A 25,202-nucleotide genomic window follows, 5' to 3' on the forward strand; every position below is an offset into this window, starting at 1 on the left:
GCCCGCCGCCCGCTCTGTGAGGAGATCCGTCCATGCCCACCCGCCCGAACGTGCTGTTCGTGATGACCGACCAGCAGCGGTTCGACACCATCGCGGCGCTCGGCAACCCGCACCTCGCGACGCCCAACCTCGATCGCCTGGCCGCCCGCGGGACCGTCTTCGACAACGCGTACTCGACCGCTCCCGTCTGCGTCCCGGCCCGCTACACGCTCCGCAGCGGATGCGAGCCGACCAGGACAGGCGTGTACGACAACACCGTCCCGGACAGGGGGCACGCCCTGATCCGGGAGCGCTGCGGCCCGTACCTGGCCGAGGCGATGGGTCTGCGCGGGTACCGCACCTGGGGGGTGGGCAAGTTCCACACCACGCCCTGGGACGCGCCGGTCGGCTACGAGGTGCAGCGGCACAGCGAGGAGTTCTACGAGAGTCCCGAGCAGCGGGCCGGTGACGCGTACGCGTCGTGGATCGCGGCCGAGCATCCCGCCTACGACTGGATCGAGGCGCTGATGGGCGAGCGGACCGACATGTACTACATGCCGCAGCTCAGCCCCCTGCCCGCGGACCGCACGGTCGAGTCCTGGGCCACCAGGGAGGCGATCGGCCTGATGGCCGCCGACGACGGCAGGCCCTGGTTCGGGTTCGTGTCCTACATAGGCCCGCACCCGCCGTTCGCGCCGCCGCTGCCGTACAACCGGATGTACGACCCGGACCGGATGCCCGACCCGGTGTGCGGCGATCGCGACATCGACCATCTCGACCAGCACATCCCCTGGATGAACCACCTGGTCTACGCCGAGGACGTCGACCCGCACCGGGCCAGGACGCTCAAGGCCCGCTACTACGGCGAGATCAGCTACATCGACGGATGCGTCGGCGACCTGCTGGACGCGGTGGAGCGAAGACCGGACGCGGACAACACCGTGATCTGCTTCTACGCCGATCACGGCGACCTGCTCGGCGACCATCACGGCTGGCAGAAGGAGAGCTTCTTCGAGGCCTCCGCCCGGGTGCCGTTCCTGGTCTCCTGGCCGGAGCGGATCGCGGCCGGCGACCGCCGGTCGGAGCCGGCGTGCCTGACCGACCTGTTCGGCCTGGCGACCTCCGCGGCGGGGCGGCCGGAGCTGCGGCAGGGCAGCGACCTGCTCGGCCTGCTGACCGGTGCGGCGCCCGCCAGGCAGACGCTGTTCGGCTTCCTCGGACGGCCCGGGACCCGGCGGTTCAAGGCGATGGTCCGTCAGGGCGACCTGAAGCTGATCTGGCTGGCCAACGGCGGGCACCGGCTGCTGTTCGATCTCGCCGCCGATCCGCACGAGCTGACGCCGGTGCAGGCGGAACGGCCGCGGGACGCCGATCGGCTGACCGCGCTGCTCGCCGATCGGCTCCGGTCCGAGCACGTCACCGACGCTCTCGACGGCGACGCGCCGCGGACCTTTCCGTACGAGGAGTGGCCGCTGACCCGGATCCACCAGTTCGACCTGTCGCGAGGGGTGACCGGTTTCGGCATCGGACCGTGACCCGGCCGGCACGACCGCCGTGGCGCGCAGGACGTCGAGCTGGTCTCAGGTCGTGGTGATCGTGAGCATCGGAGGGCGTTCGCCGATGCCGACGTCGCGGATCAGGACGTCGTGGCCGCCCTGGCACCTGCGGAACTGGCACAGGCGGCCCGACGGCTCGTGGAACGAGCGGATCTTTCCCTGGCGTTCCAGGCGGGACCAGGCCGCGAGCATGATCTGCGCCGACATCCCCCCGAGTGCCTCCGTGGACTGCGGGGCGTGCTCGCGGGAGCCCAGGTCCACCTGGGCGAAGGCGTCCAGCCCCGCCAGCTCCAGCAGGTCGATCAGGAGCCCCAGCTCCACGCCGTAGCCGGTCATGAACGGTACGCGTTCGAGGGCCGAGCGCCGGCCCGCGTACTCGCCCGCCAGCGGTTGCACGAAGCCCGCGAGCAGCGGCCAGTGCAGGTTGATCAGGGGGCGGGCCACCAGTTCCGTGACCCGGCCGCCGCCGTTGGGAGACCCGTGGAGGGGACGGTCGTAGCAACCCTTGGCGTACACGACGGTCGGGTCGGCCAGCAGCGGCCCGAGGACGCCGAGGATCAGGGAGGCGCGGAAGTCGCGGATGTCGGCATCGGCGAACACCACCACGTCCCCCGACGTGACGGCCAGGGACTTCCACAGCGCCTCGCCCTTGCCGTCGAGCGGCTTGAGCCGCGGCAGGATCTCGTCCTGGGCGTGCACCCTGGCCCCGGCCCGTGCGGCGACCAGCGCCGTGTCGTCGGTCGAACGCGAGTCGATGACCACGAGTTCGTCCACGAGCGGGGCCAGCTCCCGCCGGATCACTCCGACGATCTCTCCCACGGTCTCGCGTTCGTCACGGGCCGGGAGCACCACGCTGACCGTGGTGCTCCCTTTGGCGGCCACCAGGTCCCGGATCGGCCAGTCCCCGGCGGACGAAGTGCGGCGCCGCAACCATCCGCTCACTTCACGAAGCACGCGACACCTCCCCCCGTTGCCCCACATTTCAGCTTAGGTGAAGCCGGTCCGCCTGCCCCTTTCCACAAAACCCCCCGCCTACCTGCAGATTCCTTGATCACCTTCAAGGGCGGCCCGCCGGAGGGAGGGCGATCGGATCGGTGGGGAGGGCGCGCGTTCCGCGACGCCGCCCTCCCCGCGGGTCCGGCGACGTGCGCGATCGGGTAAAGAGATGCGCCTGTTCCGGTATGGCTCCTTTCGAGGCGTGATCCGGGCCGGTTATCGGAGGTTCTTGCGGACGAAGTCCAGTTCGAGCAGGAGGAGGTTCTCGGCGACGTCCTCCTGGGCGGTCATGTGGGAGACCCCCGACAGCGGCAGCACGGTGTGCGGGCGCCCGGCGGCCAGCAGCGCGCCCGACAGCCGCAGCGTGTGGGCGGCGAAGACGTTGTCGTCGGCCAGGCCGTGCACGAGCAGCAGCGGGCGGCGCAGGTTCGGGGCGTCGGCGACGATGGAGCTGCGGTCGTACGCCTCGGGGTGCGTGTCGGGGTGGCCGAGGAAGCGTTCCTGCCAGTGGGTGTCGTAGAGGCGCGCGTCGGTGACCGGCGCGCCCGCGACGGCGACATGGAACACCTCGGGGTGGCGCAGCACGGCCGCGGCCGACAGATACCCGCCGTACGACCAGCCGCGGATCGCCACTCGGCCCAGGTCCAGGTCGGGGAAGCGGGCGCCGGCGGCGTGCAGGGCGTCGATCTGGTCCTCCAGCGCCGCGCTCAGCTTGTCGAGGTGAACGGCCCGCTCCCAGGCGGGGCCCCGGCCCGGCGTGCCGCGTCCGTCCACGACCAGCACCGCGAAGCCCTGGTCGGCGAACCACTGCCCGACCGCGAAGTCGTCGAGACCGCGCAGGACCAGGGCGCCAGCCGGCCCGCCGTAGGGGGACAGCAGCACCGGCAGCCTCCGCGAGCCCGGCACGTGCCCGGACGGGAACATGATCGCACCGCGCAGCTCCCGCTTCCCCAGCGCCACCATCTCCACCGTCGGCCGCAGGACGGGCACCGCGCCGTTCGAGGCGATCCGGGTGGCCGCCGGGCCGCCGGTCACCGTGACGCGCACCCCGTGCTCCGCCAAGGTGCGGCTCACCACCAGCGTGACGCCGCCGGCGCGGGTGCCGGTGTGCACCCCCGGCTCGACGGTGACCCTGACCAGCCCTTCTGCCCGGGAGTAGGTGTAGAGGTGGCGTTCTGTGGGCTCGTCGCAGCACTGCATGAGGACGGTGTCGCCGTCCACCGCCAGGATCCCGAGCACCTGCAGACCGGGCGGCGTGACCAGGTCGTCTCCCAGCGCCAGGCGGCGGGTGTCGTCGCGGTCCACCGTCCTGACCAGCTCCCCGTCGGCCGTGCGGGCGGGCGTGCCGGGCACCAGCTCCAGCCAGGCGGCGTCGGTCTCCTCGCGCAGCAGCGTGGTCCCGCCCGTCTCGGGGTCGGCCTCCAGGACGCGGGTGGTGCGCTGGTCACGGCTCTGCACCAGGACCAGCAGGCCCTGCGCGGTCCACGACACCGCGGCGACGTACTCGAAGGCCGCCCTGTCCCACACCACCTCGGTACGCTCCCCGTCCAGCGTGGTCAGCCAGAGCGTCACGTCGGCGTTGTCGGTGCCGGCCGCCGGGTAGGCCACGGTCCTGGGCGGCCGGGCCGGGTCGGCGGGCTCGGACAGGTGCCACTTGGTCACCCCGGCGTTGTCCACCCGCGCCGCCAGCAGGCGGGTGCCGTCGGGCGCCCACCAGTAGCCGCGGTGCCTGGCCATCGACTCGGCCGCCACGTGCTCGGGCAGCCCCCAGGTCACCTCGGGGCCGTCGGGCGTCAGCAGCGCCCTGCCGTCGACGTGCAGCGCGCCGTCGGACACGTACGCGACGTGCCGCCCGGTGGGGTCGGGCCGCGGGACGGAGCCGGTCACGCCGAGCGGGGTGACCTCGCCGGTCAGCAGGTCGACGGTGTGGATCTCACCGTTGAGCGCGTACGCGGCCTTGGTGACGGCGGCGTCGGTGGCGTAGGCGACGATGCCGGCGGCGCGTTCGCGGGTGCGTTCCCTGTGCGCGCGTTCGGCCTCCGACAGGGCCTCACCCGAGGGCCGGCCGGGGTCCACGAGCAGGCGTTCCTCCCCCGTGGCCACGGTCAGCGCCCACAGCCGGTTCACCGGGTCGTCACCGGCCGAGGACCTGAGGAAGACCACCCGGCTGCCGTCGGGGGCGATCGTGAAGTCGCGGGGGACACCGAGCCTGAACCGCGCCGTACGGGCGTGCTGACGGGGAAGCGTGAGGGGAGACATGGGGCGCATCATAGGCACGCCCGGCGAGCCCACGACAGGGCGGGGGCCGATCTGCCGGTCCCCGCCGGAGCGGCCCGAGGCGAGGTCCGTCAGGCCCTGCCACGCGCGCCTTGACAGCCCCAGCCGATGCCGCTTGGGTGATAAGCCACGTTCGGTCCCTCGCGCCGTGGAGGTTCGTTGCACCCCCCGCAGAGTTCGATCATGCCCGGCACCGTACGAGCCGCCCGGGTCATCATGTGTGTCCAGTTGGCCCTGACGCTCGTCGGGACCGCCCTCGTGACCATGCTCACCCTGGCCGCGGGCCTCGACGCGGGCCTCCTGGTCAACGTGCTCGTGGGGGTGGTCGCCGTCGTGGCGATAAGCCTGGCGGTGTTCAGGACGGGGACGCGCAAGGGCTGGGTCAGGTGGACGGGCCTGGGTGTCCAGGTCATCCTGGTGGTCTCCTACGTGACGAGCCTGTTCAGCGAGCTGAGCCTCGGCACGATCGCCGGGCTCGCGCTCGCGGCGGCGGCGATCGTGCTGCTCCTGCGACCGGCCTCCGCCTCGTGGTACAACGCCTGACGAGGTGACCCGAGGCCCGCGTCAGACGGCGAAGACCTGAGCGTCGTCGGCGAACGCCTTGAACTCCAGGGCGTTGCCCGCGGGATCGAGCAGGAACATCGTCCACTGCTCCCCGGCCTGCCCCTCGAAGCGCACGTACGGCTCGATCACGAAGGCGGTGCCCGCGGCGCGGAGCCGGTCGGCGAGCCGGTGGAACTCCGAGACGGTCAGGATCAGCCCGAAATGGGGCACCGGGACGTCGTGGCCGTCGACCGGGTTGTGGATCCGCTGGGAGCGGCCCGGCGCCAGGTGGGTGACGAACTGGTGGCCGCGCAGGTTCCAGTCGACCCAGGTGTCGGCGCTGCGGCCCTGCTCCAGGCCCAGCGTCTCGCCGTAGAAGTGCCGCGCGGCGGCCAGGTCGTCGACCGGCACGGCGAGGTGGAAGCGCGGGATCGGCGAGTCGAGAACGGTCATGACGGGGCACGTCCTTCCGGAAATCACCAACGATGTCTGAATGTTAACATTCGGACAATCAGGCAGGCCAGGTGAGGGCGTGAGAGGCTGGGACACATGAGCGAACCCGGGGCCGGGAGCGGTCGCGGCAAGGTGACGCCGGCCCGCCGCCGGGGCCTCGCCGACGAGGTCGCCGACCGCATCCGCGACGCCGTCTTCGCCGGTGTCTACGCCCCCGGGGCGCCGCTGCGCGAGGTGGAGCTGGCGGGCGCGCTGGAGGTCAGCCGCGGCCCCGTACGCGAGGCGCTCCTCCGGCTGGAGAGCGAGGGCCTCGTACGCAGCGCCTGGCACCGCGGCGCCACCGTCACCGCGCTCACCCCTGACGACGTCGCCGAACTCGACAGCCTGCGGGGCGCGCTGGAGCGGCTCGCCGTCGAACTGGTGGTCGCCCGCGCCACGGACGACGACCTCGCGGCCGTCGAGACGGCGGCCGAGCACATGGAACGCGCCGAGGACGCGCACGCGTCGGTGCGCCATGACATCGCCTTCCACGACGCCGTGTACGCCGCCACCCACCACCGGCGCCTCCAGGAGGCGTGGCAGGCCATCCGTTCCCAGGTCCACCTGTTCCTGCTGACCCGGATCGGCCGCAGCGCCGAGGACTACCGCTCGCACCTGGCCGAGGAGCACCGCGAGCTGGCCGCCGCGCTGCGCGCCCGCGACGCGGGCGACGCCCTGGCGCTCTTCGCCGCCCACCGCCGCCACGCCCTCGACGTGCTCACCCGTCCCTCCCCCGCCGACCCGCCGCCGCCGTCCCAGGCTCCCTGATCCCGGCAGGCGTTCACGGGGTCAGCGGGCGGACGGGGTCGGCCGGTCCCAGGGAATCGCCTCGATGCGCTCGATGTGCTCCTCGCCCCACTCCCCCAGCGGCGCCATCGCGCTGTTGAGCGAATGGCCGAACGCCGTGAGCGAGTACTCCACCTTCGGCGGCACCTGGTGGTGGACCTCCCGGTGCAGCAGCCCGGCGGCCTCCATCTCACGGAGCTGGAGGATCAGGACCCGCTCGCTGATGCCGGGGATCGCCCGCCGCAGCTCGCCGAAGCGCAGCGCGCCGTCCTGGAGCGCGAAGAGGATCAGCCCCTTCCACTTGCCTCCCATGACGGCGATGGCGGCGTCGAGCCCGCAGGTGAACGTCCTCTTCATCATCTTCTCCACACTTACCTTCTTATCAGTACCTGGCAAAAATGTCGGTACTTGAGCAAATGCCGGTACGGATCCAGCATGGACCTGGCGCCGCACCACCGTCCCCTCTTTGTCTGGAGTACGCGCATGCCCGCACCTCATCTCACGCCGGTGTCCGTCATCGGGCTGGGCTCGATGGGCTCCGCCCTGGCCGGGGCCTTCGTCCGGGCCGGGCACCCGACCACGGTCTGGAACAGGACCGCCGCCCGCGCCGAGCCCCTCCTCGCCCTGGGAGCCACGCGGGCGGCGGACGTCGAGGCCGCGGTGGCGGCGAGCCCGCTGGTCGTCACCTGCCTGACCACCTTCGACGACACCCGGCAGGCCCTGGGCCGGGCGGTCGCCGCGTTGCCCGGCCGGGCCCTGGTCACCCTGAACAGCGGCTCCCCGGCGGACGCCCGCGAGACGGCGGCCTGGGCGGCCGGTCACGGGGCGCGGTTCCTCGCCGGCGCCGTCAAGAACGTCCCCTCGGCCGTGGGAGCGCCGGACACCCTGCTCTACTACAGTGGCGACAGGACCGCCTTCGACGAGTTCGGGGCGGCCCTGCACGTGCTCGGCGGCGACACCGTGCACCTGGGCGAGGAGCCCGACCTGGCCGCCCTGTACGAGATGGCCGTGGGCGCCATGCTGCTGCCCGCCCTCGTGGGCTTCTTCCAGGGCGCCGCCGCCGTCCAGGCGCGCGGTCTCGAGGTGGCCTCGATGGTGCGGTTCGCCGGCAAGTGGCTGGACATGATCAAGTCACTGCTCCCGGTCTTCGCCCGCGAGATCGACACCGGCGACTACACCGACGCCGCCTCCTCCGTGAACCTCTTCCTGACCGCAGAGGCCGACGACGCGGACCTGACCGAGGAGACGAACGTCGACACGGCCTGGCTCGCCCCCATGCACGACCTGGTACGGCGGGCGGCGGAGGCGGGCCACGGCGACCACAGCGTCTCCGCGCTCACCGAGGTGCTCAGGAGGCCCGCACCGCGGGCATGAGCCCCCTCAGGCCGTGGTGGCGTGGCGTTCGAGGAAGGTGTAGACGTCGGCCTCGTCCACGCCGGGGAACGAGCCAGGGGGCAGCGCGGCCAGCACGTGGGAGTTGGCGCGGGCGGACGGCCAGGCGTAGCCCTCCCAGCGCTCGGCCAGGGCCGCCGGGGGGCGGCGGCAGCAGTCGCCGTTGGGGCAGTTGGACTTGGTGCGGTTGGTGGTCTCGCGCCCCCGGAACCACCGCGACTCCTTGTACGGCACCCCCAGCGTGATCGCGAAGTCCCGCTCGCGCGACGGATCGACGTGGGCCACGCAGAAGTAGGTGCCGGTCGGCGAGTCGGAGTACTGGTAGTACACCGAGAACCGGTCGGGCGAGGCGAACACCTGCCGCCCCGACCACTGCAGGCACATCCGCTGCCCCTCGATGGCCCCCTGCTCGTCGGCGGGGAAGACGATGCCGTCGTTCTCGTACGCCTTGTAGATCGTGCCCCCGGCGTCGTTGCGCACGAAGTGGCAGACGAGGCCGAGGTGGTGGGTGGCGAGGTTGGTGAAGCGGTGGGCGGCCATCTCGTACGAGACCGCGAACACGTCCCGCAGGTCCTCCACCGACAGCGCCCGGCCGGACTTGGCCTCCTGGAGGTAGAGGGCGGCGGCCTTCTCGGGGACGAGGACGGCGGCGGCGAAGTAGTTGGCCTCGGTGCGCTGGCGCAGGAAGTCGGCGAAGTCGCGGGGCTTGTCGTGGCCGAGCGCGAGGTGGCCGAGCGTCTGGAGCAGGATCGTACGCGGGGTGTGCATGCCGAGCTGCTCGTGTTTGACGTAGATGCGGCGGTTGCGAAGGTCGGTGATGGAACGTACGGAGCGGGGCAGGTCTTGTGCGGTGTGCACCGTGTAGCCGAAGTGGGTGACCAGGCTCTGGATCATGCTCTGGGACAGCGCCCCGGTGCGGTACCCGACGGCGTCGAGCGCCTCGGCGGCGGCCTGCTCGATGTCGGGGAAATAGTTGCCCACCTCCCGCTGGCGGCGGCGCAGCTCGGCGTTGGCGACCCTGGCCTCCTCCGGGGTGGCGGTGCCGCGGGCCTGCCGGGCGCGCAGCTCGCCGTACAGGCCGAGGAGGTGTTCGAGCACGTCGTTGGGCACGCGGGTGGAGACCTTCAGCCGGGGCAGGCCGAGCCCGGCGTAGACGGGGTCGCGCTGGGCCTCCTCCAGCGCGATCTCCAGTTGGGCGCGGCGGTTGGGCGGCTGGCGGCGCAGCAGTTCCTCGACGGGCACGCCCAGGGCGGTGGCCAGCGCCTTGAGCAGGGAGAGCTTGGGCTCGCGCTTGCCGTTCTCGAGCAGGGAGAGCTGGCTGGGTGCCCTTCCGACCCGGGACCCCAGGTCGGACAGCGTGAAGCCGCGCTGTTTGCGCAGGTGGCGCAGCCGCTGGCCGAACGCGATCAGATCAAGCTCCTGCGTCAAAGACAGCGGTTCTTCGCCCAGCAAGGAGGCCATACGGGCATCTTAGACAGAAATTCAGCCCATTTTCTAGTCTCGGCGAGCCCGCGGGCGGCGCCTTCGGGCCCGCCGTTCCCACCGCGCCATTGGTCTAGGCCAACGGTAAAACTTGCGATTTCTTCACTGCCGAATACCCGCGAGTAATGCACATCGACGAAATTTCTGCTCTTCTTCTCACTCCTCCATCCTGTTTGACGCCACCCACCGGGGCACAGACTCGGCGTGAGCCCCAGGGGACGACAAAGGAGCGGACGATGATCGATCGCCTCAAGGGAGCTGCCGAGCAGCTACAGGACGAATGGGACAACGACCCTCGCTGGGAGGGGATCGAGCGCACCTACCGCGCCGAGGACGTGATCCGGTTGCGTGGCAGCGTCCAGGAGGAGCACACGCTGGCCCGGCTCGGCGCCGAGCGGCTGTGGAGCCTGCTGCACACCGAGGACTACGTCAACTCCCTCGGCGCGCTCACCGGCAACCAGGCGGTACAGCAGGTGAAGGCCGGTCTGAAGGCGATCTACCTGTCCGGCTGGCAGGTGGCCGCGGACGCGAACCTGGGCGGCCAGACGTACCCGGACCAGAGCCTGTACCCGGCCAACTCCGTGCCCGCCGTCGTGCGCCGCGTCAACAACGCGCTGCTGCGGGCCGACCAGATCACCTGGTCGGAGGGCGTGAGTGACGCGCCGTACTGGCTGGCGCCGATCGTGGCGGACGCGGAGGCCGGCTTCGGCGGCGTGCTCAACGCGTTCGAGCTGATGAAGGGCATGATCGCGGCCGGCGCCGCGGGCGTGCACTGGGAGGACCAGCTCGCCTCCGAGAAGAAGTGCGGTCACCTGGGCGGCAAGGTGCTGATCCCCACCGGCCAGCACATCAAGACCCTCAGCGCCGCCCGCCTCGCCGCGGACGTCTCCGGGGTGCCCACGCTGATCGTCGCGCGGACCGACGCACAGGCCGCGACCCTGCTGACCAGCGACGTGGACCCGCGCGACCAGGCGTTCACCACCGGCGAGCGCACCTCGGAGGGCTTCTACCGGGTCAGGAACGGGCTGGAGGCGTGCGTGGCGCGCGGCCTGGCGTACGCGCCGTACTCCGACCTGCTCTGGATGGAGACCGGCACGCCCGACCTGGACGTGGCCCGCGAGTTCGCCGAGGCGATCAAGGCCGAGTACCCGGACCAGATGCTCGCCTACAACTGCTCGCCGTCGTTCAACTGGAAGCAGCACCTGGACGACTCGACGATCGCCAAGTTCCAGCGGGAGCTGGGGCACATGGGGTACAAGTTCCAGTTCATCACGCTGGCCGGGTTCCACTCGCTGAACCACTCGATGTTCGACCTGGCCCAGGGGTACGCCGCCGACGGCATGAGCGCGTACGTCGAGCTGCAGGAGGCCGAGTTCGCCGCCGAGGCGCGCGGCTACACCGCGACCCGGCACCAGCGCGAGGTCGGCACCGGCTACTTCGACCTGGTCAGCACCGCCGTCGCGCCCGACTCCTCGACGACCGCGCTCAAGGGCTCCACGGAGGAGGAGCAGTTCGCCCACTGAGCCCGGCGCATCCCGCCGCGCGGCCCCGTGACCGGCGGGGCCGTGCGGACGTCACGGGCGGACGTCATGGGCTGACGGTCGCGGTGGCCGCCGGGGTCTCGGAGACGGGGACCGACGGGCCCGGGGACTCGCCCGGCCCGTCCTGAGGGATCGAGGTGACCGAACCGGACGGCCGCGGGCAGTCACGGCGGGCCGCCGCGTCACCGCGACCGCGCCCGGCGGGGCTCTCGCACTCGCCTGGGTCGTCATCGCCCTGGTCGCCGGGGCCGCTGGTCTGCGAGGGCGGGAACGTGTCGCCGCCCTCCCGCTCCGGCGGCGGCGCCGGCGTCCCCGGCCCCTTGGTGCGGGTGTGCGTGACGGACACCGTGGGCGTGCCCGGCGCGGTCGTGGTCACGGACCGGACCGACGGCGGCACCCGGCCCGTCGCCACGCTGGGACGCGCCGTGGAGTGCGCGCTGCCGGACGACCGCACGGCAGGCGGATCTCCGGGCAGCGGCGAGCCGCCCCCGGCGCTCAGCCCGTCGCCGCTCGCCGCCGCGATGACCGTGAGGGCCGCGATCGAGACCGTGGCCAGGGCCGCGAAGGTGGCGTGCGAGAGCTGGGCCGCCGGTTTCACCCTGCGCCGTCGCGTACGGGAACGCTCCACCGTCGTCCCCGGCTCACCGGACGGCCGCGACGCGCCCGCCCCCGGCCCGCCGTACGGATCCGCGCCACCCACCGCCCCGTCCGACCCCAGCCCGCCGTACGGGTCCACGCCGCTCACCGACCCGTCCGATCCCGGCCCGCCGTAGGGATCCGCGGGGCTCACCGCCCCTCCCCCCGCCGGGTACGCGACCGGCGTCCAGATCGCCTCCAGCACCTCCGCCACCGACTGCCGCAGATCCCACGGATCCCCCACCCCACCGGCCGCCAGCAGCGCCCGCAGCAGGTCGGCGGCCCTGGGCCGGCCGGCGGGCTCCTTGGCCAGCGCGGCCTCGACGGCGGGCCTGAGCAGCGCGGGCACGCCCTCCACACGGGGCGGCTCGAACAGGATGCGCCGGGTCAGCACGTCGTCCTCGCCGCCTCCGAACGGGTGGTGCCCGGCGGCGGCGAAGGCCACCAGGCAGCCCCACGCGAAGACGTCGGAGGCGGGCAGCGCGGGGCCGCCCGTCAGCCGCTCGGGCGCCACCCACCCCGGGCTGCCCATGACCTGCCCGGCCTGGGTGTGCGCGGCGAGCGTGTCGACGTCGCGGGCGATGCCGAAGTCGATGACGCGCGGCCCCCGCGTGGACAGCAGCACGTTGCCCGGCTTGAGGTCCCGGTGCACCAGCCCCGCCTCGTGCACCGCCACCAGCGCCGCCGCGACGCCGAGCGCCACGCCGTAGGCCAGGTCGGGCGTGAGCGGCCCCCGGGCCATGACGACCTGGGAGAGCGCGGGGCCGGGAATGTACTCGCTGACCAGGTAAGGACGGTCTCCGTCGGTGCCGTCCGCCACGACCGCCGCCGTGCAGAAGGGCACCAATCTGCGGGAGAAAGCCACTTCCTCCGCGAAACGCGCCCGCAACGTGGCATCGTTGAGATGCACCGCATGCGGTGTCTTGAGCGCGACGAGGCCACCCTGAGGGTGTTCGGCCAGATACACCACTCCCATCCCGCCCGTTCCGAGGCGGCCGAGGAGCAGGTGTCGGCCGATGATGACCGGGTCCCCCACCGTAAGCGGTCGCACGCCAGGAGGCATGCCGCTCGCACCACGCGCCATCCGGGTCCGCCTCTCCTGATCAGTGTCGTGGCCAAAGCACACTGTGGCGGCATCCGCGGAGGCTTTCCGCATGTCTTACATAAGGGGTATTGGAGGTAAGGCGGTCATATCTTCGAGGTGAGTAAGTGATGTGACAGAGCGGGTACGAAGTGCATCTTTGCGCCTGGGGTGCCAGGCGGGATCATGGCTGCCCGGCGATGGGATCAGGACGCGATCGCGGCCTGCTCCTCGGCCTCGACCCGCCGGTTCCAGTCGCCCTTGACCTGCCGCCACGCCTCGTCGTCCACGCCGGCCCGCCAGTAGCCGGAGATCGACAGCCGGTCGAGCCCGACGCCCCGCTCCAGGCGCAGGTGACGGCGCAGCTCCTTGACGAACCCGGCCTCGCCGTGCACGAACGCGTGCACGTCACCGCCGGGGAACTCCAGCGCCCGCACCGCGGCCACGAGCCGCTCGCCGACGGGCCGCCGTCCCCGGTGGATCCACGAGACCAGGACGTCGGCGGGGGTGAGCAGCTTCTGCTCGTCCTCGGGGGCGTCCACCTCGATGAGCGCGTGCGCCCGCGCGCCCTCGGGCAGCGCCTCCAGCGAGGCCGCGATGGCGGGCAACGCGCTCTCGTCGCCCACGAACAGGTGCCAGCCCGCCCCGGGGTCGGGGGCGTAACCGCCGCCGGGGCCCAGGATGAGCAGTTCGTCGCCCGGGGCCGCGCGCTCCGCCCAGGGCCCGGCCAGGCCCTCGTCACCGTGCACGACGAAGTCGAGGGTCAGCTCGCGGGAGTAGGGGTCCCAGGCGCGTACGGTGTAGGTGCGCAGCCTCGGCCAGACCTCGCGGGGCATGGTCTCACGGCAGACCTTCACGCTGAACGGCTCCGGATAGCGCACGCCCTCGTACGGGAAGACCAGCTTCACGTAGTGGTCGGTGAGACCGGAGGTCGCGAAGCCGGCCAGCCCGTCGCCGCCGACGACGACGCGTACCATGTTCCGGGACAGGCGCTCGGTCCTCTGGACGACACCCCGATGCTGGTCCGCCATCAAAAGCCCCCTGCAAAAAGTTAGGTATACCTAACCTACACCGCTCTGGTCGCTCCGGGTAAGCCGATCCCCCTAAAAGGGTCGGGCGGAAATCAGGCGGCCGCTCGTGCCGCCCCACCCGCGATCAGGCGGTCAAGCGGTCAGGGGCCCGCCCACGCGCGATCAGGCGGCCGTCGTGCCGCCCATCCGTTCGGACCTGCGGGCCGCGGCCCGCAGGAAGCGCGACATGTGCCGGAAGGCCAGCCGCGCCTCCGGGAGCACGTCGGCCAGGATCGGGAAGACGTGCGGCATCTGGGGCCACTCCTCGTACCGCACTGGCACCCCCGCCTCCCGCGCCCGCAGTGCCACCCGCCGGGCCTCGTCCCTGAGCACCTCCGTCGATCCCGTCACGATCATGAGGGGCGGCAGGCCCGTGAAGTCGCCGTGCACCGGCGAGACGAGCGGGTCCCACGGGTCCAGGCCCAGGGTGTACCTGCGGGCCAGCCACCGTACGCGACCGGCCGGCACCATGGGGTCCTGCCAGCGGTTGACCCGGCGCGGGATGTCGGTCAGGTCGGCCCAGGGCGACAGGCAGATCGCCGCGGCGGGCAGCGGACGCCCGGCGTCACGCAGGGCCAGCAGGGTCACCAGGGTCAGATGGCCGCCGGCGGAGTCGCCCGCCAGGACGATGTGCTCGGGCGCGTGGCCGCGCCGCAGCAGGCCCTCGTACGCGTCCAGCGCGTCGGCCTGCGCGTCGGCCAGCCGATATTCCGGCCCCTGCCGGTAGTCGAGCGCCAGCACCGGCCGCCCGGCCGCCACCGACAACCGCCACGTGATGGACCGGTGCGTGAGCGGCGAGCACGAGAAGTATCCGCCGCCGTGGAAGTAGAGCACGGCCTTGCGCTCATCGAGCCTGCGCCCGCCGCGCACCCATTCACCCCCGCACGAGGCGAACGACACCGGCTCGACCACGACGTGCTCGGGGCAGGCCATCTGGACCAGCCGCCCGATCTCCCCGAGGTGGGCGACCCCGGCCAGGGCGAGGGGATGACGCATCAACAGGCTGAAGGCCGGCTTCACCGTGCCGCGCAGGAGTCCGGTGAGCGCGCGGGCCTGCCAGCTCAAGGGGTATTCCAGGAGCACGTCCTCGTCGATCCGCATATCGACCCTCCAAGAACAGTTCTTCCCCCATGACCATCTTCCTACCGGCCAGTAAGTAACTCATCTCTTACGCGGACATTTCGCCTTTGTAACTGGATTCCCCGCATATCGGGTGCTACGCCCGCCCCCGCGTGCCCGGCCGGGCACCAAGCCCCGGTTATTGCGTTGCGGACCGACGGTGCCACCCTCGATAATCCGTGTTTCCCGCCCGTGAACCCGTGCCCGATCCCCAGCACGGTCCGTCACCGTGCCCTCACCCACCGGAGGTGCAAAACCATACCGCTCTACGCCCGGCTCGTCCGGTACGGCTTCCGCAAACACTCCACCTACGTCAGGGCCGCCCTCGCCGGCGCGTTCACCAACAGCGTGTTCGGCATCCTGCGTGCCTACATCCTCATCGCGTTGTGGCAGGCCCGCCCCGGCCTGGCCGGCTACGACGTGGCCGACGCCATCACCTACTGCTTCGTCACCCAGGCGTGCATCGGCCCGATGCAGCTCTTCGGCGGGGGCCTCGGCATCCCCGAGCGCATCCGCAGCGGTGACATCGCGCTCGACCTGGTCCGCCCCGCCTCCCTGCAACTGTGGACGCTGTCGGAGGACGTGGGCAGGGCCTCCTATCTGTTCCTCGTGCGCAGTCTGCCGCCCGTACTGGTCGGCGCGGCCGTCTTCGGCATCGTCGTGCCCACCGACCCGGGGCGGTGGGCGGGCTTCGCGGCGAGCTTCACGCTCGCCGTCGTGGTCAGCTTCGGATGGCGCTACCTGCTGGCGCTGTCGGTCTGCTGGCTGCTCGACGACCGGGGCGTCGCGGTCCTGTCGCTCGTGCTGACCACGTTCTTCTCGGGGATGATGGTGCCGCTGCACATCTTCCCCGGCTGGCTGGGCGACCTGGCCAGGTCGCTGCCCTGGGCGGCCATGGTCCAGGTGCCCACCGACGTCTACCTCGGCAGGGGCTCGGTGCCGCAGGCCCTGGCCTTCCAGGCGTTCTGGGCCGTGGTCCTGCTCGGGCTCGGCGCGCTCGGCACCCGGGCGATCCGCCACAAGGTGGTGATCCAGGGTGGTTAGGACGTACTTCCTGCTGCTGTGGACGTGGACGCGGGCCGCCGCCGCCTACCCGGTCTCGTTCGCGCTGATGACCCTGCTCGGCTTCGTCATCGCCGCGCTCGACGTGGCCGTGATCCTGATCATCTTCGCCAACACCACCACGCTCGCCGGGTTCTCCCGCGACGAGGTGCTGTTCCTGTACGGCGCCGCGAGCCTGTCCTTCACCATCTGCGACACGTTCGTCAGCAACCTCGACCGGGTCGGCCAGCACATCAAGGCAGGCACGCTCGACACCGTGCTCATCAGGCCGGTCAGCGCGTGGATCCAGCTCACCACCGACCGCTTCAACGCCACCCGCGCCGGACGCATCGTGCAGGCCGGGCTCGTGCTCGGCTACGCGGTCGCCGAACTCGGCATCGACGGGCGGCGGGCCTGGATGATCCCGGTCATGGTGCTCACCGGCATCGTGATCTTCGCCTCGCTGTGGACGATCGCCGGGGCGCTGCAGTTCGCGCTGACCGAGGCCACCGAGGTGGTCAACGCCTTCACCTACGGCAGCCAGCAGCTCACCCAGTACCCGCTCAACGTCTACGGCCGCGACCTGGTCAAGGGCGTGACGTACGTGCTGCCGCTGGCGTACATCAACTGGCAGCCCGGCCTGTACGCGCTGGGCCGCGACGACCCCTTCGGCACACCCGAGTTCATGCGTTTCCTCGGACCGGCCGCCGCGCTGGTCCTGGCCCTGCTGTCCGCGCTGGCCTGGCGGCAGGGCGTCCGGCACTACCGATCCACGGGGAGTTGATCGATGATCGAGCTTGACCGGGCGGGCCGCTCGTTCAAAGTGAAGCGGAACGTCGTCCACGCCGTACGCGAGCTGTCGTTCACCGTCTCGGCGGGTGAGTTCGTCGGCTACCTCGGCCCGAACGGCGCGGGCAAGTCCACCACGATCAAGATGCTGTGCGGCATCCTCACCCCCACCTCGGGGAAGGTCCGGGTGGCCGGGCTCGACCCGTCGCGGCGGCGCACCACGCTGGCGCGGCGCATCGGGGTGGTGTTCGGGCAGCGTACGACGCTGTGGTGGGACCTGCCGCTGGCCGACAGCTTCGAGCTGATCCGGCACCTGTACAAGGTGGAGCGGGCCGCGTTCACGGCGCGGCTCGGCGAGCTGACCGAGACGCTCGACCTGGGCGGGTTCCTGCGCACGCCGGTGCGGCAGCTCAGCCTGGGCCAGCGCATGCGCGGCGACCTGGCGGCGGCGCTGCTGCACGCGCCCGACGTGCTGGTGCTCGACGAGCCGACGATCGGCCTCGACGTCGTCAGCAAGGCCGGCATCCGCGACTTCCTGCTGCGGCTGAACACCGAGCGGGGCGTGACGGTGCTGCTGACCACGCACGACCTCGGCGACATCGAACGCCTCTGCCGCCGGGTCATGCTGATCGACCACGGGCGGCTGGCCTTCGACGGCTCGCTCGACGACCTGATGGCCACGGCGCCCGGCCATGCGTCCATCGAGGACGTGGTGACCCGCCTCTACAAGGGCCCCGGCACCACCTGACCACCGGGAGGTCGCCCCGGGGAGTGGGCTAGTAGTAGCCGCCCTCCGGGGTGGCCTCGTAGTCGTCGTCGAGGTCGTCCTGCCGGCGCGACCACCGCGACGGCATCAGCACGGGGATGAACAGGGCCACGCCGAGCAGCGCGAACACGCCGGTCGTGAGCATGGTCCTGTCGCCGAGCCCCGCGTCCCTGATGATCTGGTTGACCGAGGGCTCGGTCGGGATGAAGGAGAGCGCCCGGTTCACGTCGAGCGCGTACACGACGGTCCAGGCCAGCAGCACCATCGACGGGATGAACGTGGCCACGGGCGAGACCCGGCCCGCCGTCACGAGCCCCACGACGAGCCCGACGGCGGCCATGGCGCCGAGCGCGATCCACGTCTTCTGCTCGTCGGGCGGGGTGGCCGCGGCGTTCGCGAGGGCCTGCTGCACCGCCCATCCGCCACCTCCGAGCACGGCCGCCGTCACCACGAGCCCGATGAGCAAACCTGCTAAGTGCCGCAACGTTCTCACCTCAATGTCGACGCGATCGGCACGACCCTAGCGAGAAATGCCCCTTTCGTCCCACCTAATGCTCAGGTTGGAACTCGGGGGGCTCAAGATTGCGCCCCCCGTGAGAGCATGGGGCACACCCATGCGTGCGCTACTCCCCCTCAGGCTCGCGCGGGCGGCCGCCTTCTCCGCCGTCTGCGTGACTCTGGCCGCGCTCGCCCACATGCTCGGCGGTGGCGCGGCGCCCGCGCCCCCGGCCGCCGGGCTCGGGCTCGCGGCGGTCTGCGTGCTGGGGCTGGCGCTGTGCGGCAGGGAGCGCTCGGCGGGCACGATCAACCTGGCGCTGGTCGCGGCGCAGCTCGGGCTGCACGAACTGTTCGCGGGCGAGGGCGCCGCCTACGTCTCGGTGCACGGGCACGCGCAGGGCGGCCTGGCGGTGAACGCGGGCATGCTGCTCACGCACGTGACCGCCACGGTGATCACGGGGCTCTGGCTCTCGCGCGGCGAGGCCGCGCTCTGGTCGGTGTTGCGCCGGCTCGGCCGCCGCCTCGTGCTGCTCACCCCGGCCGCCGTGCCCGTCCTGTGGCCGTGCGTGCCGATCGTCCGCACCAGGGTGGTGCCGCTCCAGCCGGGTGTCCGGCTCTGCGTGGCCAGGCGTGGTCCTCCACTTCCCGCCTGACCGTCTGACACCCCTGTTCCATCCCCTTTTCAGCCAAGTGGAGTTCTCGCATGTCCTTCGTACGCCGTGCGGCGACCGTGCTCGCCGCCGCCACCGCCGTCACCGCCGCTCTGGCGCTGCCCGCGCTTGCCCACGTCAGCATCCAGCCGGGCACCGCCGAGCAGGGCGGCTTCAGCAAGGTCGCGTTCCGGGTGCCCAACGAGCGCGACAACGACTCGACCACCCAGGTCGAGGTGTCCTTCCCCGCCGATCACCCGCTGGCCTTCGTGTCGGTCAAGCCCGTGCCCGGATGGGAGGTCAAGGTCACCGAGGGCAAGCTGCCCGCACCGGTCAAGACCGAGTACGGCGACCTCGAGGAGGCCGTCACCAAGGTCGTCTGGTCGGGCGGCAAGATCAATCCCGGGGAGTTCCAGGAGTTCGAGGTCTCCATGGGGCAACTGCCCGAGGACGTCGACTCGCTGATGTTCCCGACGAAGCAGACGTACTCCGGGGGCGAGGTCGTCGACTGGTCCGAGGCGCCCAAGGCCGACGGCACGGAGCCCGAGCACCCGGCGCCGCTGCTCAAGCTGGTGCCCGCCGCCGAGGACGGCACCGCCCACGCGAGCGCGAGCGCGAGCCCGGCGGCGGCTGCTCCGTCGGTGACGCCGGTGGCCGCCGGCGCGTCCTCGTCGTCCGACGGGACGGCCCGGCTGCTCGGCGGGGCCGGGCTGGCCGTGGGCGTCGTGGGCGTGGTGATCGGCGCCCTCGGCCTGCGCCGCCGCCCGTCCGCCTGACGGGCGCTCCCGGGAGAGGAGCGGGTCACCGCCCGTTCCTCTCCCTCTCCCGACCGCGCCTTTCCCGGCCGCTCAGGACGTGATGTCCTTGCCGGAGAACCGCGCCCACGCGATCGACCCGAACAGCAGGATGTACGCCCCGAACACCAGCAGCCCCTCCCCCAGCGCCCCGGCGTCCATCGGGCTGCGCAGCACCGCGTCGAAGTTCGTGAACCAGGTCGGCAGCAGGTACGGGCTGATCGCGGCGAGGTCGGGGATGGCCCGCAGCACCTGGCAGACGATGACCAGGACCATGGTCCCGGCGATGGCCCCGATGGACACCTCGGTGAACGTCGACAGCGCCAGCCCGATCGCGGCCAGCGCCGCCATGGCGGCCCCGACGTACCCGACGGCGACGGCGATCCGCAGCAGCCCGTCGACCATGGAGATCGTGGTGCCCGACAGCAGCGTGACGGGCCCGGCGGGGAACAGGATCAGCCCCGTGACCAGCGCCGACACCGCCACCACCGCCGTCACCGCGTAACCGAAGACGACCGCGTTGAGGTATTTCACCACCAGCAGCCTGGTCCGCCCCGCCGGGGCGGCGAGCAGGTAGCGCAGCGTCCCGCCGCCGGCCTCGCCCGCGACGGAGTCGCCCGCCACCACGCTGACGGCCACCGGCATCAGCAGCATCACCAGGAACGAGAACGACAGGAACGTCAGCATGAGGCTGTTGCCCGCCACGTCCTGGATGATCCCGCCCATGCCGCCGTCGTCGGAGGAGCCGATGATGCGCAGCGCGACGCCGATGACGATCGGCACGGCGGCCAGCACGGCCAGCATCGCCACGTTGCGCGGGCGGCGGAAGGTCAGCCCCAGCTCCGAGCCGAGCAGCCGCCAGAACGCCCCCACGGGCCCCGTGCCCGCCTCCGGCACAGAGGCGCGCCCAGCGGGCGGGGAGGCGGCGGGCGTGGGTTCTGGGGCCCGGCGTTCGGTGGTGCGCATGGTCTCCGTCACCGGGACGAGCCCGGGCGTGCGCCGTTCCTGCGACCCGAGCGTCGTCGTCCCGGTCGCGCCCCCCGCAGGCGTCGCGCCGTCAGCCGTCGACATCGAAACCCTCCCCGGTCAGTCCCACGAACACGTCCTCCAGGCTCGGCCGCACCACGGCCAGCCCGCGCACGGCCACACCGTCCTCGACCAGGGCGGCGTTGATCCGCTCCGGCGCGTGCCCGGCCAGCTCCGCCGTGACCCGGCCGGCCTCCGGCCGCACGTCGTCCAGGCCCAGCCCGGCCAGCACCCGGGCGGCCTGCGCCGCGTCGGGGGTCTCCACCCGGATCCTGGCGACCCGGCCGCCGCTCAGCGAGGCGATCGTGCCCTGCGCGACGAGCCTGCCGGTCCGCATGATCGCGGCGTGCGTGCACATCTGCTCGACCTCGGCCAGCAGGTGGGAGGAGACGAACACCGTGGTGCCGTCGGCGGCGATCTCCTTGACCAGCGCGCGCACCTCGCGCGTGCCCTGCGGGTCGAGCCCGTTGGTCGGCTCGTCCAGCACGAGCAGCTCGCGCGGCCCGAGCAGGGCGGCGGCGATGGCCAGGCGCTGGCGCATGCCGAGCGAGTAGTTGCGGTAACGCTTGCCCGCGGCGGCCGAGAGCCCCACGCGTTCGAGCGCGTCCGTGACACGCCGCCCGGCGGTGCTCCGCGCCGCCGCCGGGTCGGCCGCGTCGAAGCGCATCAGGTTGGCCGTGCCCGACAGGTACGGGTAGAAGGCCGGCCCCTCGACCAGCGCACCCACCCTGGGCAGGGCCTGGGCCTGGGGCAGCCCGAGCACGGAGTAGTCGCCCGACGTGGGCGCCACGAGGCCGAGCAGCATGCGGATCGTGGTGGTCTTGCCCGAGCCGTTGGGCCCGAGGAAGCCGAACACCGAGCCGCGCGGCACGCTCAGATCGAGCGCGTCCACCGCGACCTGGCCGCCCCTGAAGCGTTTGGTGAGCCCCTCGGTGACGATGGCGGCGTCCCCGGAGGGCGGGGCCGCCCCGAAGGGCGCCCCCGCTTCCTGCGTGACGGCGGTCACTTGATGCCCGCCGCCTTGGTGATCTCCTCCGGCGTGACCGCGCCGACCAGAAGGCGGCCGTCGTCGGTCACCAGGGCCGTGACGAGCTTGGTCCTGATCAGCTTGCCGGAGCCCCATGTTCCGCTCACCGGGGTGGCGGACTCGAGCACGCTGTCCACCAGCGCGCTCGGGTCGGTCTCGCCGCCGAAGCCCGCGCCGCCGCCGCGCCCCTCGGACGACCCGGGCGATGCGGACGACCCGGGCGATGCGGACGACTCGGGAGACGCGGACGACTCGGCGGGCCCGGCGGTGAGGTCGGACACCGAGAACGGCAGGACCGCCACGCTCGCCCAGCCCTCGCCGACGACCTTCACCTCGCCCGCGACGTCCTTGGCGTGCTCGGCCCGCTCCTCCGCCTTGGCGCCGAGGCCGTCGTCCCCGCCGAGCGTCCGCTCCTCCACCTTGGCGCCCGCGGGCGGGGTGAAGGTGAAGTTCTCGGCGGCCGGGGGCGTGAACGTCACCTGGGTGAAGCCCACCTGGTACGCCGGCTCCGCCGAGCCCTTGGCGTAGACCTCGACCTGGAGGGGGACGTACGTCTCGCCGTCGAGCGCGATGCGTACCTCCTGCACCAGCGAGCCCTCCGCCTTGGGCGAGAGGACGAGCTGGTAGACCGGGCGGCCCGCCACCGTCGCCGTGTTGCTCACACGGACGGCGGTGTGCTCGTCGGCGTTGGCCAGCAGGCGCTGGGCCAACTGCTGCGGCGTCAGGTCGGTCGGCTGCGGCACGGGGGTGTGCTCCTGGCCCCCGGCCGGTTGCTTGACGGTCAGCTTGGTGGCGGTGTTGGTGGCGCTGTCCCAGTACCACGCCTGGTCGCCGTTCACGATCAGGTTGGTCTCGTTGAGCTGGGTCGGCATGGCCACCCGCAGCTTGTCGGCGGCGCCGTACCAGACCTTCACCTCGTGCGAGCCGGACAGCAGGCTCAGCGGTGACGCGGCGCTGGTCGCCGGCAGCGCGGGCAGGCCGAGCGAGGCCGTCTGCTGCACGGTGCCGGACATGGGCGGGACGCCGCCCTTCTTGCTGGTGGCCGCCGCCGCGTCGGCCAGCAGTTGCTGGGCCGAGCGTTCGGGCAGCACGGGCTCGCCGCTCACCGCGGCGATGACGGGGCCGGCGCCGACCGCGGCTCCGATCACGGCAGCCGCCGCGATCGGGACTCCCCACCTCACGAACGTGCCTCTGCGCATCTCACTCCTTAACGTTATGTCGATGCCCAGAGCCTGCGGCATCGTTCCTGTGGCAAGCCTGAGACAGTCTGAGACGCCTCTCAGGCCGGCCGGGCCGGCGGCGGTGGGGAGGCTGTGGGGAGGCGGCGGGAGCAGCCGTCCTGGCTGGCTAGAGTGCAGGTCGCGGCGCTGATCCTGGCGGCCTGAGACGGCTCTCAGCCTTCTCAGCGTGGTCTCAGCGCGGGAACAGGAGAATTGCCACATGAGAGTACTTGTCGTCGAGGACGAGCGCCGCATGGCGGCGGCGCTCCAGCGGGGGCTGCAGGCCGAGGGGTTCGCCGTGGACCTCGCCCACGACGGCGAGGAGGGGCTGCACGCGGCCCGGCAGGGCGACTACGACGTGGTCGTGCTCGACATCATGCTGCCCAGGCTGTCGGGCTACAACGTGTGCAAGCAGTTGCGCGCCGAGGAGAACTGGGTGCCCATCCTCATGCTGTCCGCCAAGGACGGCGAGTACGACATGGCCGACGGGCTCGACCTGGGCGCCGACGACTACCTGACCAAGCCGTTCTCGTACGTGGTGCTGGTGGCCCGGCTGCGGGCGCTGATGCGGCGCGACGCGGGACGGCGGCCGTCGGTGCTGCTGGCGGGCGACCTGTCGCTCGACCCGGCCCGGCGCCGGGTGGAGCGGGGGGAGAGCCCGATCGAGCTGACGCCCAGGGAGTTCGCGCTGCTGGAGTTCCTGATGCGGCGGCGGGACGAGGTGGTGTCGAAGGCGGAGATCCTGGAGCACGTCTGGGACACGTTCGACACCGACCCGAACGTGGTCGAGGTGTACGTCGGCTACCTGCGCCGCAAGATCGACGCCCCGTTCGGCAGGAACGCGCTGCAGACCGTGCGCGGCGCGGGCTACCGGCTGGCGGGCGACGGTGGCTGACTCGCCGCTGGTCTGGTGGCGGCGCCAGGGGTTGCGCTTCCGGCTCACGGCGGCCGCCGCCGCGGTGCTCGCGCTGGCCCTGGCCCTGTCGGCGTCGGTGCTGCTCAGCGTGCTGGAGCGGGCGCTGATGGACACGGTGGACGAGTCCACCAGGGCCCAGGCGCAGGCCGTGCGCGTGGCGGCCGACGCGGGCACGCTCACCAGCCCGATCACCACCCACGACGGCACGATCGTGCAGGTCATCGACGCGCAGGGGCGGATCACGCACGTCACGTACGGCACCGACCGGCTGGTGCCGCTGCTCGACGCCGGGGCCAGGGCCGGGGTGCTCACCCACGGGAAGGCGACGCTGCTGGACGGGCGGCCGTACGCGATCCCCGGGTTCCTGCGGGTCGTGGTGCTCAGCGCGGACCGGGGGCTGACGGTGGTGGCGGCCCGGCCGATCAGCGAGATCCAGACGAGCCTGGTCACGGCCGGGCGGGTGCTGCTCGTGGGCACCCCGGCGCTGGTCGTGCTGCTGGGGGTGGCGAGCTGGCTCATGATCGGCCGTACGCTGAGCCCGATCGCGGCGCTGCGCAGGGGCGCCGCGGACATCACGCACACGGCCAGGTCGCGCCGCCTGCCGGTGCCGCAGTCGCGGGACGAGGTGCACTCGCTGGCGACCACGCTCAACGGCATGCTGGCCCGCCTGGAGGAGGCCGAGCAGCGCCAGCGGGCGCTGGTCTCCGACGCCGCGCACGAGCTGCGCAGCCCGCTGGCCAGCATCCGGCTGCAACTGGAGGTGGCGCTCGGGCACCCCGACGGGCAGGACTGGCAGGAGACCGCCGAGGGCGTGCTGGAGGACACGCTGCGGCTGTCGCGGCTGGCCGAGGACCTGCTCGCGCTGGCCAGGCTCGACGAACGCGGCGGCGTCCCCGCGCGTCGCGAGCCGGTCGACCTCGACGAGGTGGTACGGCAGACGGTGGACAGGTACGCCGAGGCGCGCCTGGCCGTCTGCGACCCCGTCGTGGTGCGCGGCGACGCCCTCGACCTCAGCCGGGTGCTGACGAACCTCATGGACAACGCCGTCCGCCACACCACCACCAAGGTCGAGGTGGCGCTGACCGCCGACGGCGTGCTGACGGTCACCGACGACGGCCCCGGCATCCCCGAGCAGGACCGCGAGCGCGTCTTCAACCGCTTCACCAGGCTCGACTCCGGGCGCAGCCGCGACGAGGGCGGGGCCGGGCTGGGGCTGGCGATCGTCCGCGAGACCGTACGGGCGCACGACGGCACCGTCACCCTGGAGGACGCCGGGCCGGGGCTGCGCGCGGTCGTCACCCTCCCGCGGATGGCGTGAGCCATACCCGTCCTGTCGGGATCGGCCCCGGACCCTGGTCCGGGGGCGCGTGGCGTGTTAGGCACAGGTCATGCGCGCAGCACGCGAGGGCCTCTTCCACGCTGAGCGCCGCCCGCGCGGCCGTGCTCACGTCGCCGGCCTGGGCGCGCACGAGAGCGCCCACGACCCCGACCGGGGACAGCCCGGCGCCGGCCCGGGCAACCGGCC

Annotated in this window: 24 protein-coding genes; 12 read left to right on the forward strand and 12 right to left on the reverse strand. The window is 72.4% G+C overall.

Annotated features, from left to right (window positions below):
- Positions 1-32 precede the first annotated feature (32 nt).
- Positions 33-1,514 carry a sulfatase family protein gene (locus tag ACZ6S0_RS29495; RefSeq protein WP_465922563.1) on the forward strand — a complete coding sequence of 494 codons (1,482 nt, stop codon included), beginning with the start codon at positions 33-35 and terminating at the stop codon, positions 1,512-1,514.
- A gap of 45 nt (positions 1,515-1,559) precedes the next feature.
- On the opposite strand, the gene ACZ6S0_RS29500 is transcribed toward ACZ6S0_RS29495, so the two are convergent.
- Together ACZ6S0_RS29500 and ACZ6S0_RS29505 are read right to left on the reverse strand one after the other, a co-directional pair.
- Complete coding sequence (locus ACZ6S0_RS29500; protein WP_465922564.1) at positions 1,560-2,489, reverse strand: glucosyl-3-phosphoglycerate synthase; 930 nt, start codon at positions 2,487-2,489, stop codon at positions 1,560-1,562.
- Between the two features lie 258 nt (positions 2,490-2,747).
- Entirely contained in the window at positions 2,748-4,790 is a 2,043-nt protein-coding gene (locus ACZ6S0_RS29505) for a S9 family peptidase (RefSeq protein ID WP_465922565.1), read from the reverse strand.
- A 201-nt stretch (positions 4,791-4,991) separates the two neighbouring features.
- Here ACZ6S0_RS29505 and ACZ6S0_RS29510 point away from each other — a divergent pair, with 201 nt between their 5' ends.
- The gene (locus ACZ6S0_RS29510; RefSeq protein WP_465922566.1) at positions 4,992-5,351 is read left to right on the forward strand and encodes a hypothetical protein; all 360 of its coding nucleotides are present in this window, start codon (positions 4,992-4,994) and stop codon (positions 5,349-5,351) included.
- A gap of 21 nt (positions 5,352-5,372) precedes the next feature.
- Here ACZ6S0_RS29510 and ACZ6S0_RS29515 read toward each other — a convergent pair whose 3' ends face one another.
- Positions 5,373-5,804 (reverse strand): VOC family protein, encoded by a 432-nt coding sequence (locus ACZ6S0_RS29515; protein WP_465922567.1) that lies wholly within the window; start codon positions 5,802-5,804, stop codon positions 5,373-5,375.
- A gap of 96 nt (positions 5,805-5,900) precedes the next feature.
- Here ACZ6S0_RS29515 and ACZ6S0_RS29520 point away from each other — a divergent pair, with 96 nt between their 5' ends.
- The gene (locus ACZ6S0_RS29520) at positions 5,901-6,611 is read left to right on the forward strand and encodes a GntR family transcriptional regulator (protein WP_465922568.1); all 711 of its coding nucleotides are present in this window, start codon (positions 5,901-5,903) and stop codon (positions 6,609-6,611) included.
- A 21-nt stretch (positions 6,612-6,632) separates the two neighbouring features.
- Here the strand turns inward: ACZ6S0_RS29520 and ACZ6S0_RS29525 are convergent, their stop codons facing one another.
- On the reverse strand, positions 6,633-6,989 hold the full coding sequence (locus tag ACZ6S0_RS29525) for a winged helix-turn-helix transcriptional regulator (protein WP_465922665.1): 357 nt from the start codon (positions 6,987-6,989) through the stop codon (positions 6,633-6,635).
- A 123-nt stretch (positions 6,990-7,112) separates the two neighbouring features.
- Between ACZ6S0_RS29525 and ACZ6S0_RS29530 the strand changes: the two genes are divergently transcribed.
- The gene (locus ACZ6S0_RS29530) at positions 7,113-8,003 is read left to right on the forward strand and encodes an NAD(P)-dependent oxidoreductase (protein ID WP_465922569.1); all 891 of its coding nucleotides are present in this window, start codon (positions 7,113-7,115) and stop codon (positions 8,001-8,003) included.
- A 6-nt stretch (positions 8,004-8,009) separates the two neighbouring features.
- Here the strand turns inward: ACZ6S0_RS29530 and ACZ6S0_RS29535 are convergent, their stop codons facing one another.
- Complete coding sequence (locus ACZ6S0_RS29535; RefSeq protein ID WP_465922570.1) at positions 8,010-9,482, reverse strand: helix-turn-helix domain-containing protein; 1,473 nt, start codon at positions 9,480-9,482, stop codon at positions 8,010-8,012.
- 257 nt (positions 9,483-9,739) lie between these two features.
- On the opposite strand from ACZ6S0_RS29535, the gene aceA reads away from it, so the two are divergent.
- Entirely contained in the window at positions 9,740-11,026 is a 1,287-nt protein-coding gene (aceA, locus tag ACZ6S0_RS29540) for an isocitrate lyase (protein WP_344872250.1), read from the forward strand.
- A 64-nt stretch (positions 11,027-11,090) separates the two neighbouring features.
- Here the strand turns inward: aceA and ACZ6S0_RS29545 are convergent, their stop codons facing one another.
- The 3 genes from ACZ6S0_RS29545 to ACZ6S0_RS29555 form a co-directional block, all read right to left on the reverse strand.
- On the reverse strand, positions 11,091-12,836 hold the full coding sequence (locus ACZ6S0_RS29545; protein WP_465922571.1) for a serine/threonine protein kinase: 1,746 nt from the start codon (positions 12,834-12,836) through the stop codon (positions 11,091-11,093).
- Between the two features lie 131 nt (positions 12,837-12,967).
- Entirely contained in the window at positions 12,968-13,792 is an 825-nt protein-coding gene (locus tag ACZ6S0_RS29550; protein ID WP_465922572.1) for a siderophore-interacting protein, read from the reverse strand.
- 162 nt (positions 13,793-13,954) lie between these two features.
- Positions 13,955-14,932, reverse strand: a complete 978-nt coding sequence (locus tag ACZ6S0_RS29555) for an alpha/beta hydrolase (protein WP_465922573.1) — start codon at positions 14,930-14,932, stop codon at positions 13,955-13,957.
- 210 nt (positions 14,933-15,142) lie between these two features.
- Between ACZ6S0_RS29555 and ACZ6S0_RS29560 the strand changes: the two genes are divergently transcribed.
- From ACZ6S0_RS29560 to ACZ6S0_RS29570, 3 genes are read left to right on the forward strand one after another with little or no spacing between them, the layout of a single operon-like run.
- A complete protein-coding gene (locus ACZ6S0_RS29560) occupies positions 15,143-15,994 on the forward strand; it encodes an ABC transporter permease (RefSeq protein WP_465922574.1) in 852 nt (283 codons plus the stop codon).
- Positions 15,987-16,775: an ABC transporter permease gene (locus ACZ6S0_RS29565; protein ID WP_465922575.1), complete on the forward strand. Its 789-nt coding sequence runs from the start codon at positions 15,987-15,989 to the stop codon at positions 16,773-16,775. Before ACZ6S0_RS29560 ends, ACZ6S0_RS29565 begins: the two co-directional genes overlap by 8 nt.
- A gap of 3 nt (positions 16,776-16,778) precedes the next feature.
- Positions 16,779-17,528, forward strand: coding sequence for an ABC transporter ATP-binding protein (locus ACZ6S0_RS29570; protein WP_465922576.1), 750 nt, complete (start codon positions 16,779-16,781; stop codon positions 17,526-17,528).
- A gap of 28 nt (positions 17,529-17,556) precedes the next feature.
- Here the strand turns inward: ACZ6S0_RS29570 and ACZ6S0_RS29575 are convergent, their stop codons facing one another.
- Entirely contained in the window at positions 17,557-18,030 is a 474-nt protein-coding gene (locus tag ACZ6S0_RS29575; protein WP_465922577.1) for a hypothetical protein, read from the reverse strand.
- Positions 18,031-18,160: 130 nt separating this feature from the next.
- Here ACZ6S0_RS29575 and ACZ6S0_RS29580 point away from each other — a divergent pair, with 130 nt between their 5' ends.
- Positions 18,161-18,697: an MFS transporter gene (locus ACZ6S0_RS29580; protein ID WP_465922578.1), complete on the forward strand. Its 537-nt coding sequence runs from the start codon at positions 18,161-18,163 to the stop codon at positions 18,695-18,697.
- Between the two features lie 50 nt (positions 18,698-18,747).
- Positions 18,748-19,470 carry a YcnI family copper-binding membrane protein gene (locus ACZ6S0_RS29585; protein ID WP_465922579.1) on the forward strand — a complete coding sequence of 241 codons (723 nt, stop codon included), beginning with the start codon at positions 18,748-18,750 and terminating at the stop codon, positions 19,468-19,470.
- Between the two features lie 72 nt (positions 19,471-19,542).
- Here the strand turns inward: ACZ6S0_RS29585 and ACZ6S0_RS29590 are convergent, their stop codons facing one another.
- The 3 genes from ACZ6S0_RS29590 to ACZ6S0_RS29600 are packed head-to-tail and all read right to left on the reverse strand — an operon-like array spanning position 19,543 to position 22,740.
- Positions 19,543-20,559, reverse strand: a complete 1,017-nt coding sequence (locus tag ACZ6S0_RS29590) for an ABC transporter permease (protein WP_465922580.1) — start codon at positions 20,557-20,559, stop codon at positions 19,543-19,545.
- Complete coding sequence (locus tag ACZ6S0_RS29595; RefSeq protein ID WP_465922581.1) at positions 20,546-21,520, reverse strand: ABC transporter ATP-binding protein; 975 nt, start codon at positions 21,518-21,520, stop codon at positions 20,546-20,548. The genes ACZ6S0_RS29590 and ACZ6S0_RS29595 overlap by 14 nt, the downstream gene beginning before the upstream one ends.
- Positions 21,517-22,740: a LolA family protein gene (locus ACZ6S0_RS29600; protein WP_465922582.1), complete on the reverse strand. Its 1,224-nt coding sequence runs from the start codon at positions 22,738-22,740 to the stop codon at positions 21,517-21,519. Before ACZ6S0_RS29600 ends, ACZ6S0_RS29595 begins: the two co-directional genes overlap by 4 nt.
- A gap of 241 nt (positions 22,741-22,981) precedes the next feature.
- Between ACZ6S0_RS29600 and ACZ6S0_RS29605 the strand changes: the two genes are divergently transcribed.
- Positions 22,982-23,656: a response regulator transcription factor gene (locus tag ACZ6S0_RS29605; RefSeq protein WP_465922583.1), complete on the forward strand. Its 675-nt coding sequence runs from the start codon at positions 22,982-22,984 to the stop codon at positions 23,654-23,656.
- Positions 23,649-24,995 carry a sensor histidine kinase gene (locus ACZ6S0_RS29610; protein ID WP_465922584.1) on the forward strand — a complete coding sequence of 449 codons (1,347 nt, stop codon included), beginning with the start codon at positions 23,649-23,651 and terminating at the stop codon, positions 24,993-24,995. The genes ACZ6S0_RS29605 and ACZ6S0_RS29610 overlap by 8 nt, the downstream gene beginning before the upstream one ends.
- The last annotated feature ends 207 nt before the right edge of the window (positions 24,996-25,202 follow it).

Source organism: Nonomuraea sp. NPDC051298 (assembly GCF_055586305.1).

Coding starts and splice junctions, on each gene's coding strand:
- ACZ6S0_RS29515 (WP_465922567.1), bottom strand. CDS start 5,804: ATGACCGTTCTCGACTCGCCGATCCCGCGCTTCCACCTCGCCGTGCCG.
- ACZ6S0_RS29600 (WP_465922582.1), bottom strand. CDS start 22,740: ATGCGCAGAGGCACGTTCGTGAGGTGGGGAGTCCCGATCGCGGCGGCT.
- ACZ6S0_RS29505 (WP_465922565.1), bottom strand. CDS start 4,790: ATGTCTCCCCTCACGCTTCCCCGTCAGCACGCCCGTACGGCGCGGTTC.
- ACZ6S0_RS29510 (WP_465922566.1), top strand. CDS start 4,992: ATGCCCGGCACCGTACGAGCCGCCCGGGTCATCATGTGTGTCCAGTTG.
- ACZ6S0_RS29530 (WP_465922569.1), top strand. CDS start 7,113: ATGCCCGCACCTCATCTCACGCCGGTGTCCGTCATCGGGCTGGGCTCG.
- ACZ6S0_RS29570 (WP_465922576.1), top strand. CDS start 16,779: ATGATCGAGCTTGACCGGGCGGGCCGCTCGTTCAAAGTGAAGCGGAAC.
- ACZ6S0_RS29605 (WP_465922583.1), top strand. CDS start 22,982: ATGAGAGTACTTGTCGTCGAGGACGAGCGCCGCATGGCGGCGGCGCTC.
- ACZ6S0_RS29545 (WP_465922571.1), bottom strand. CDS start 12,836: ATGCGGAAAGCCTCCGCGGATGCCGCCACAGTGTGCTTTGGCCACGAC.
- ACZ6S0_RS29495 (WP_465922563.1), top strand. CDS start 33: ATGCCCACCCGCCCGAACGTGCTGTTCGTGATGACCGACCAGCAGCGG.
- ACZ6S0_RS29555 (WP_465922573.1), bottom strand. CDS start 14,932: ATGCGGATCGACGAGGACGTGCTCCTGGAATACCCCTTGAGCTGGCAG.
- ACZ6S0_RS29585 (WP_465922579.1), top strand. CDS start 18,748: ATGTCCTTCGTACGCCGTGCGGCGACCGTGCTCGCCGCCGCCACCGCC.
- aceA (WP_344872250.1), top strand. CDS start 9,740: ATGATCGATCGCCTCAAGGGAGCTGCCGAGCAGCTACAGGACGAATGG.
- ACZ6S0_RS29590 (WP_465922580.1), bottom strand. CDS start 20,559: ATGTCGACGGCTGACGGCGCGACGCCTGCGGGGGGCGCGACCGGGACG.
- ACZ6S0_RS29525 (WP_465922665.1), bottom strand. CDS start 6,989: ATGATGAAGAGGACGTTCACCTGCGGGCTCGACGCCGCCATCGCCGTC.
- ACZ6S0_RS29520 (WP_465922568.1), top strand. CDS start 5,901: ATGAGCGAACCCGGGGCCGGGAGCGGTCGCGGCAAGGTGACGCCGGCC.
- ACZ6S0_RS29550 (WP_465922572.1), bottom strand. CDS start 13,792: ATGGCGGACCAGCATCGGGGTGTCGTCCAGAGGACCGAGCGCCTGTCC.
- ACZ6S0_RS29535 (WP_465922570.1), bottom strand. CDS start 9,482: ATGGCCTCCTTGCTGGGCGAAGAACCGCTGTCTTTGACGCAGGAGCTT.
- ACZ6S0_RS29580 (WP_465922578.1), top strand. CDS start 18,161: ATGCGTGCGCTACTCCCCCTCAGGCTCGCGCGGGCGGCCGCCTTCTCC.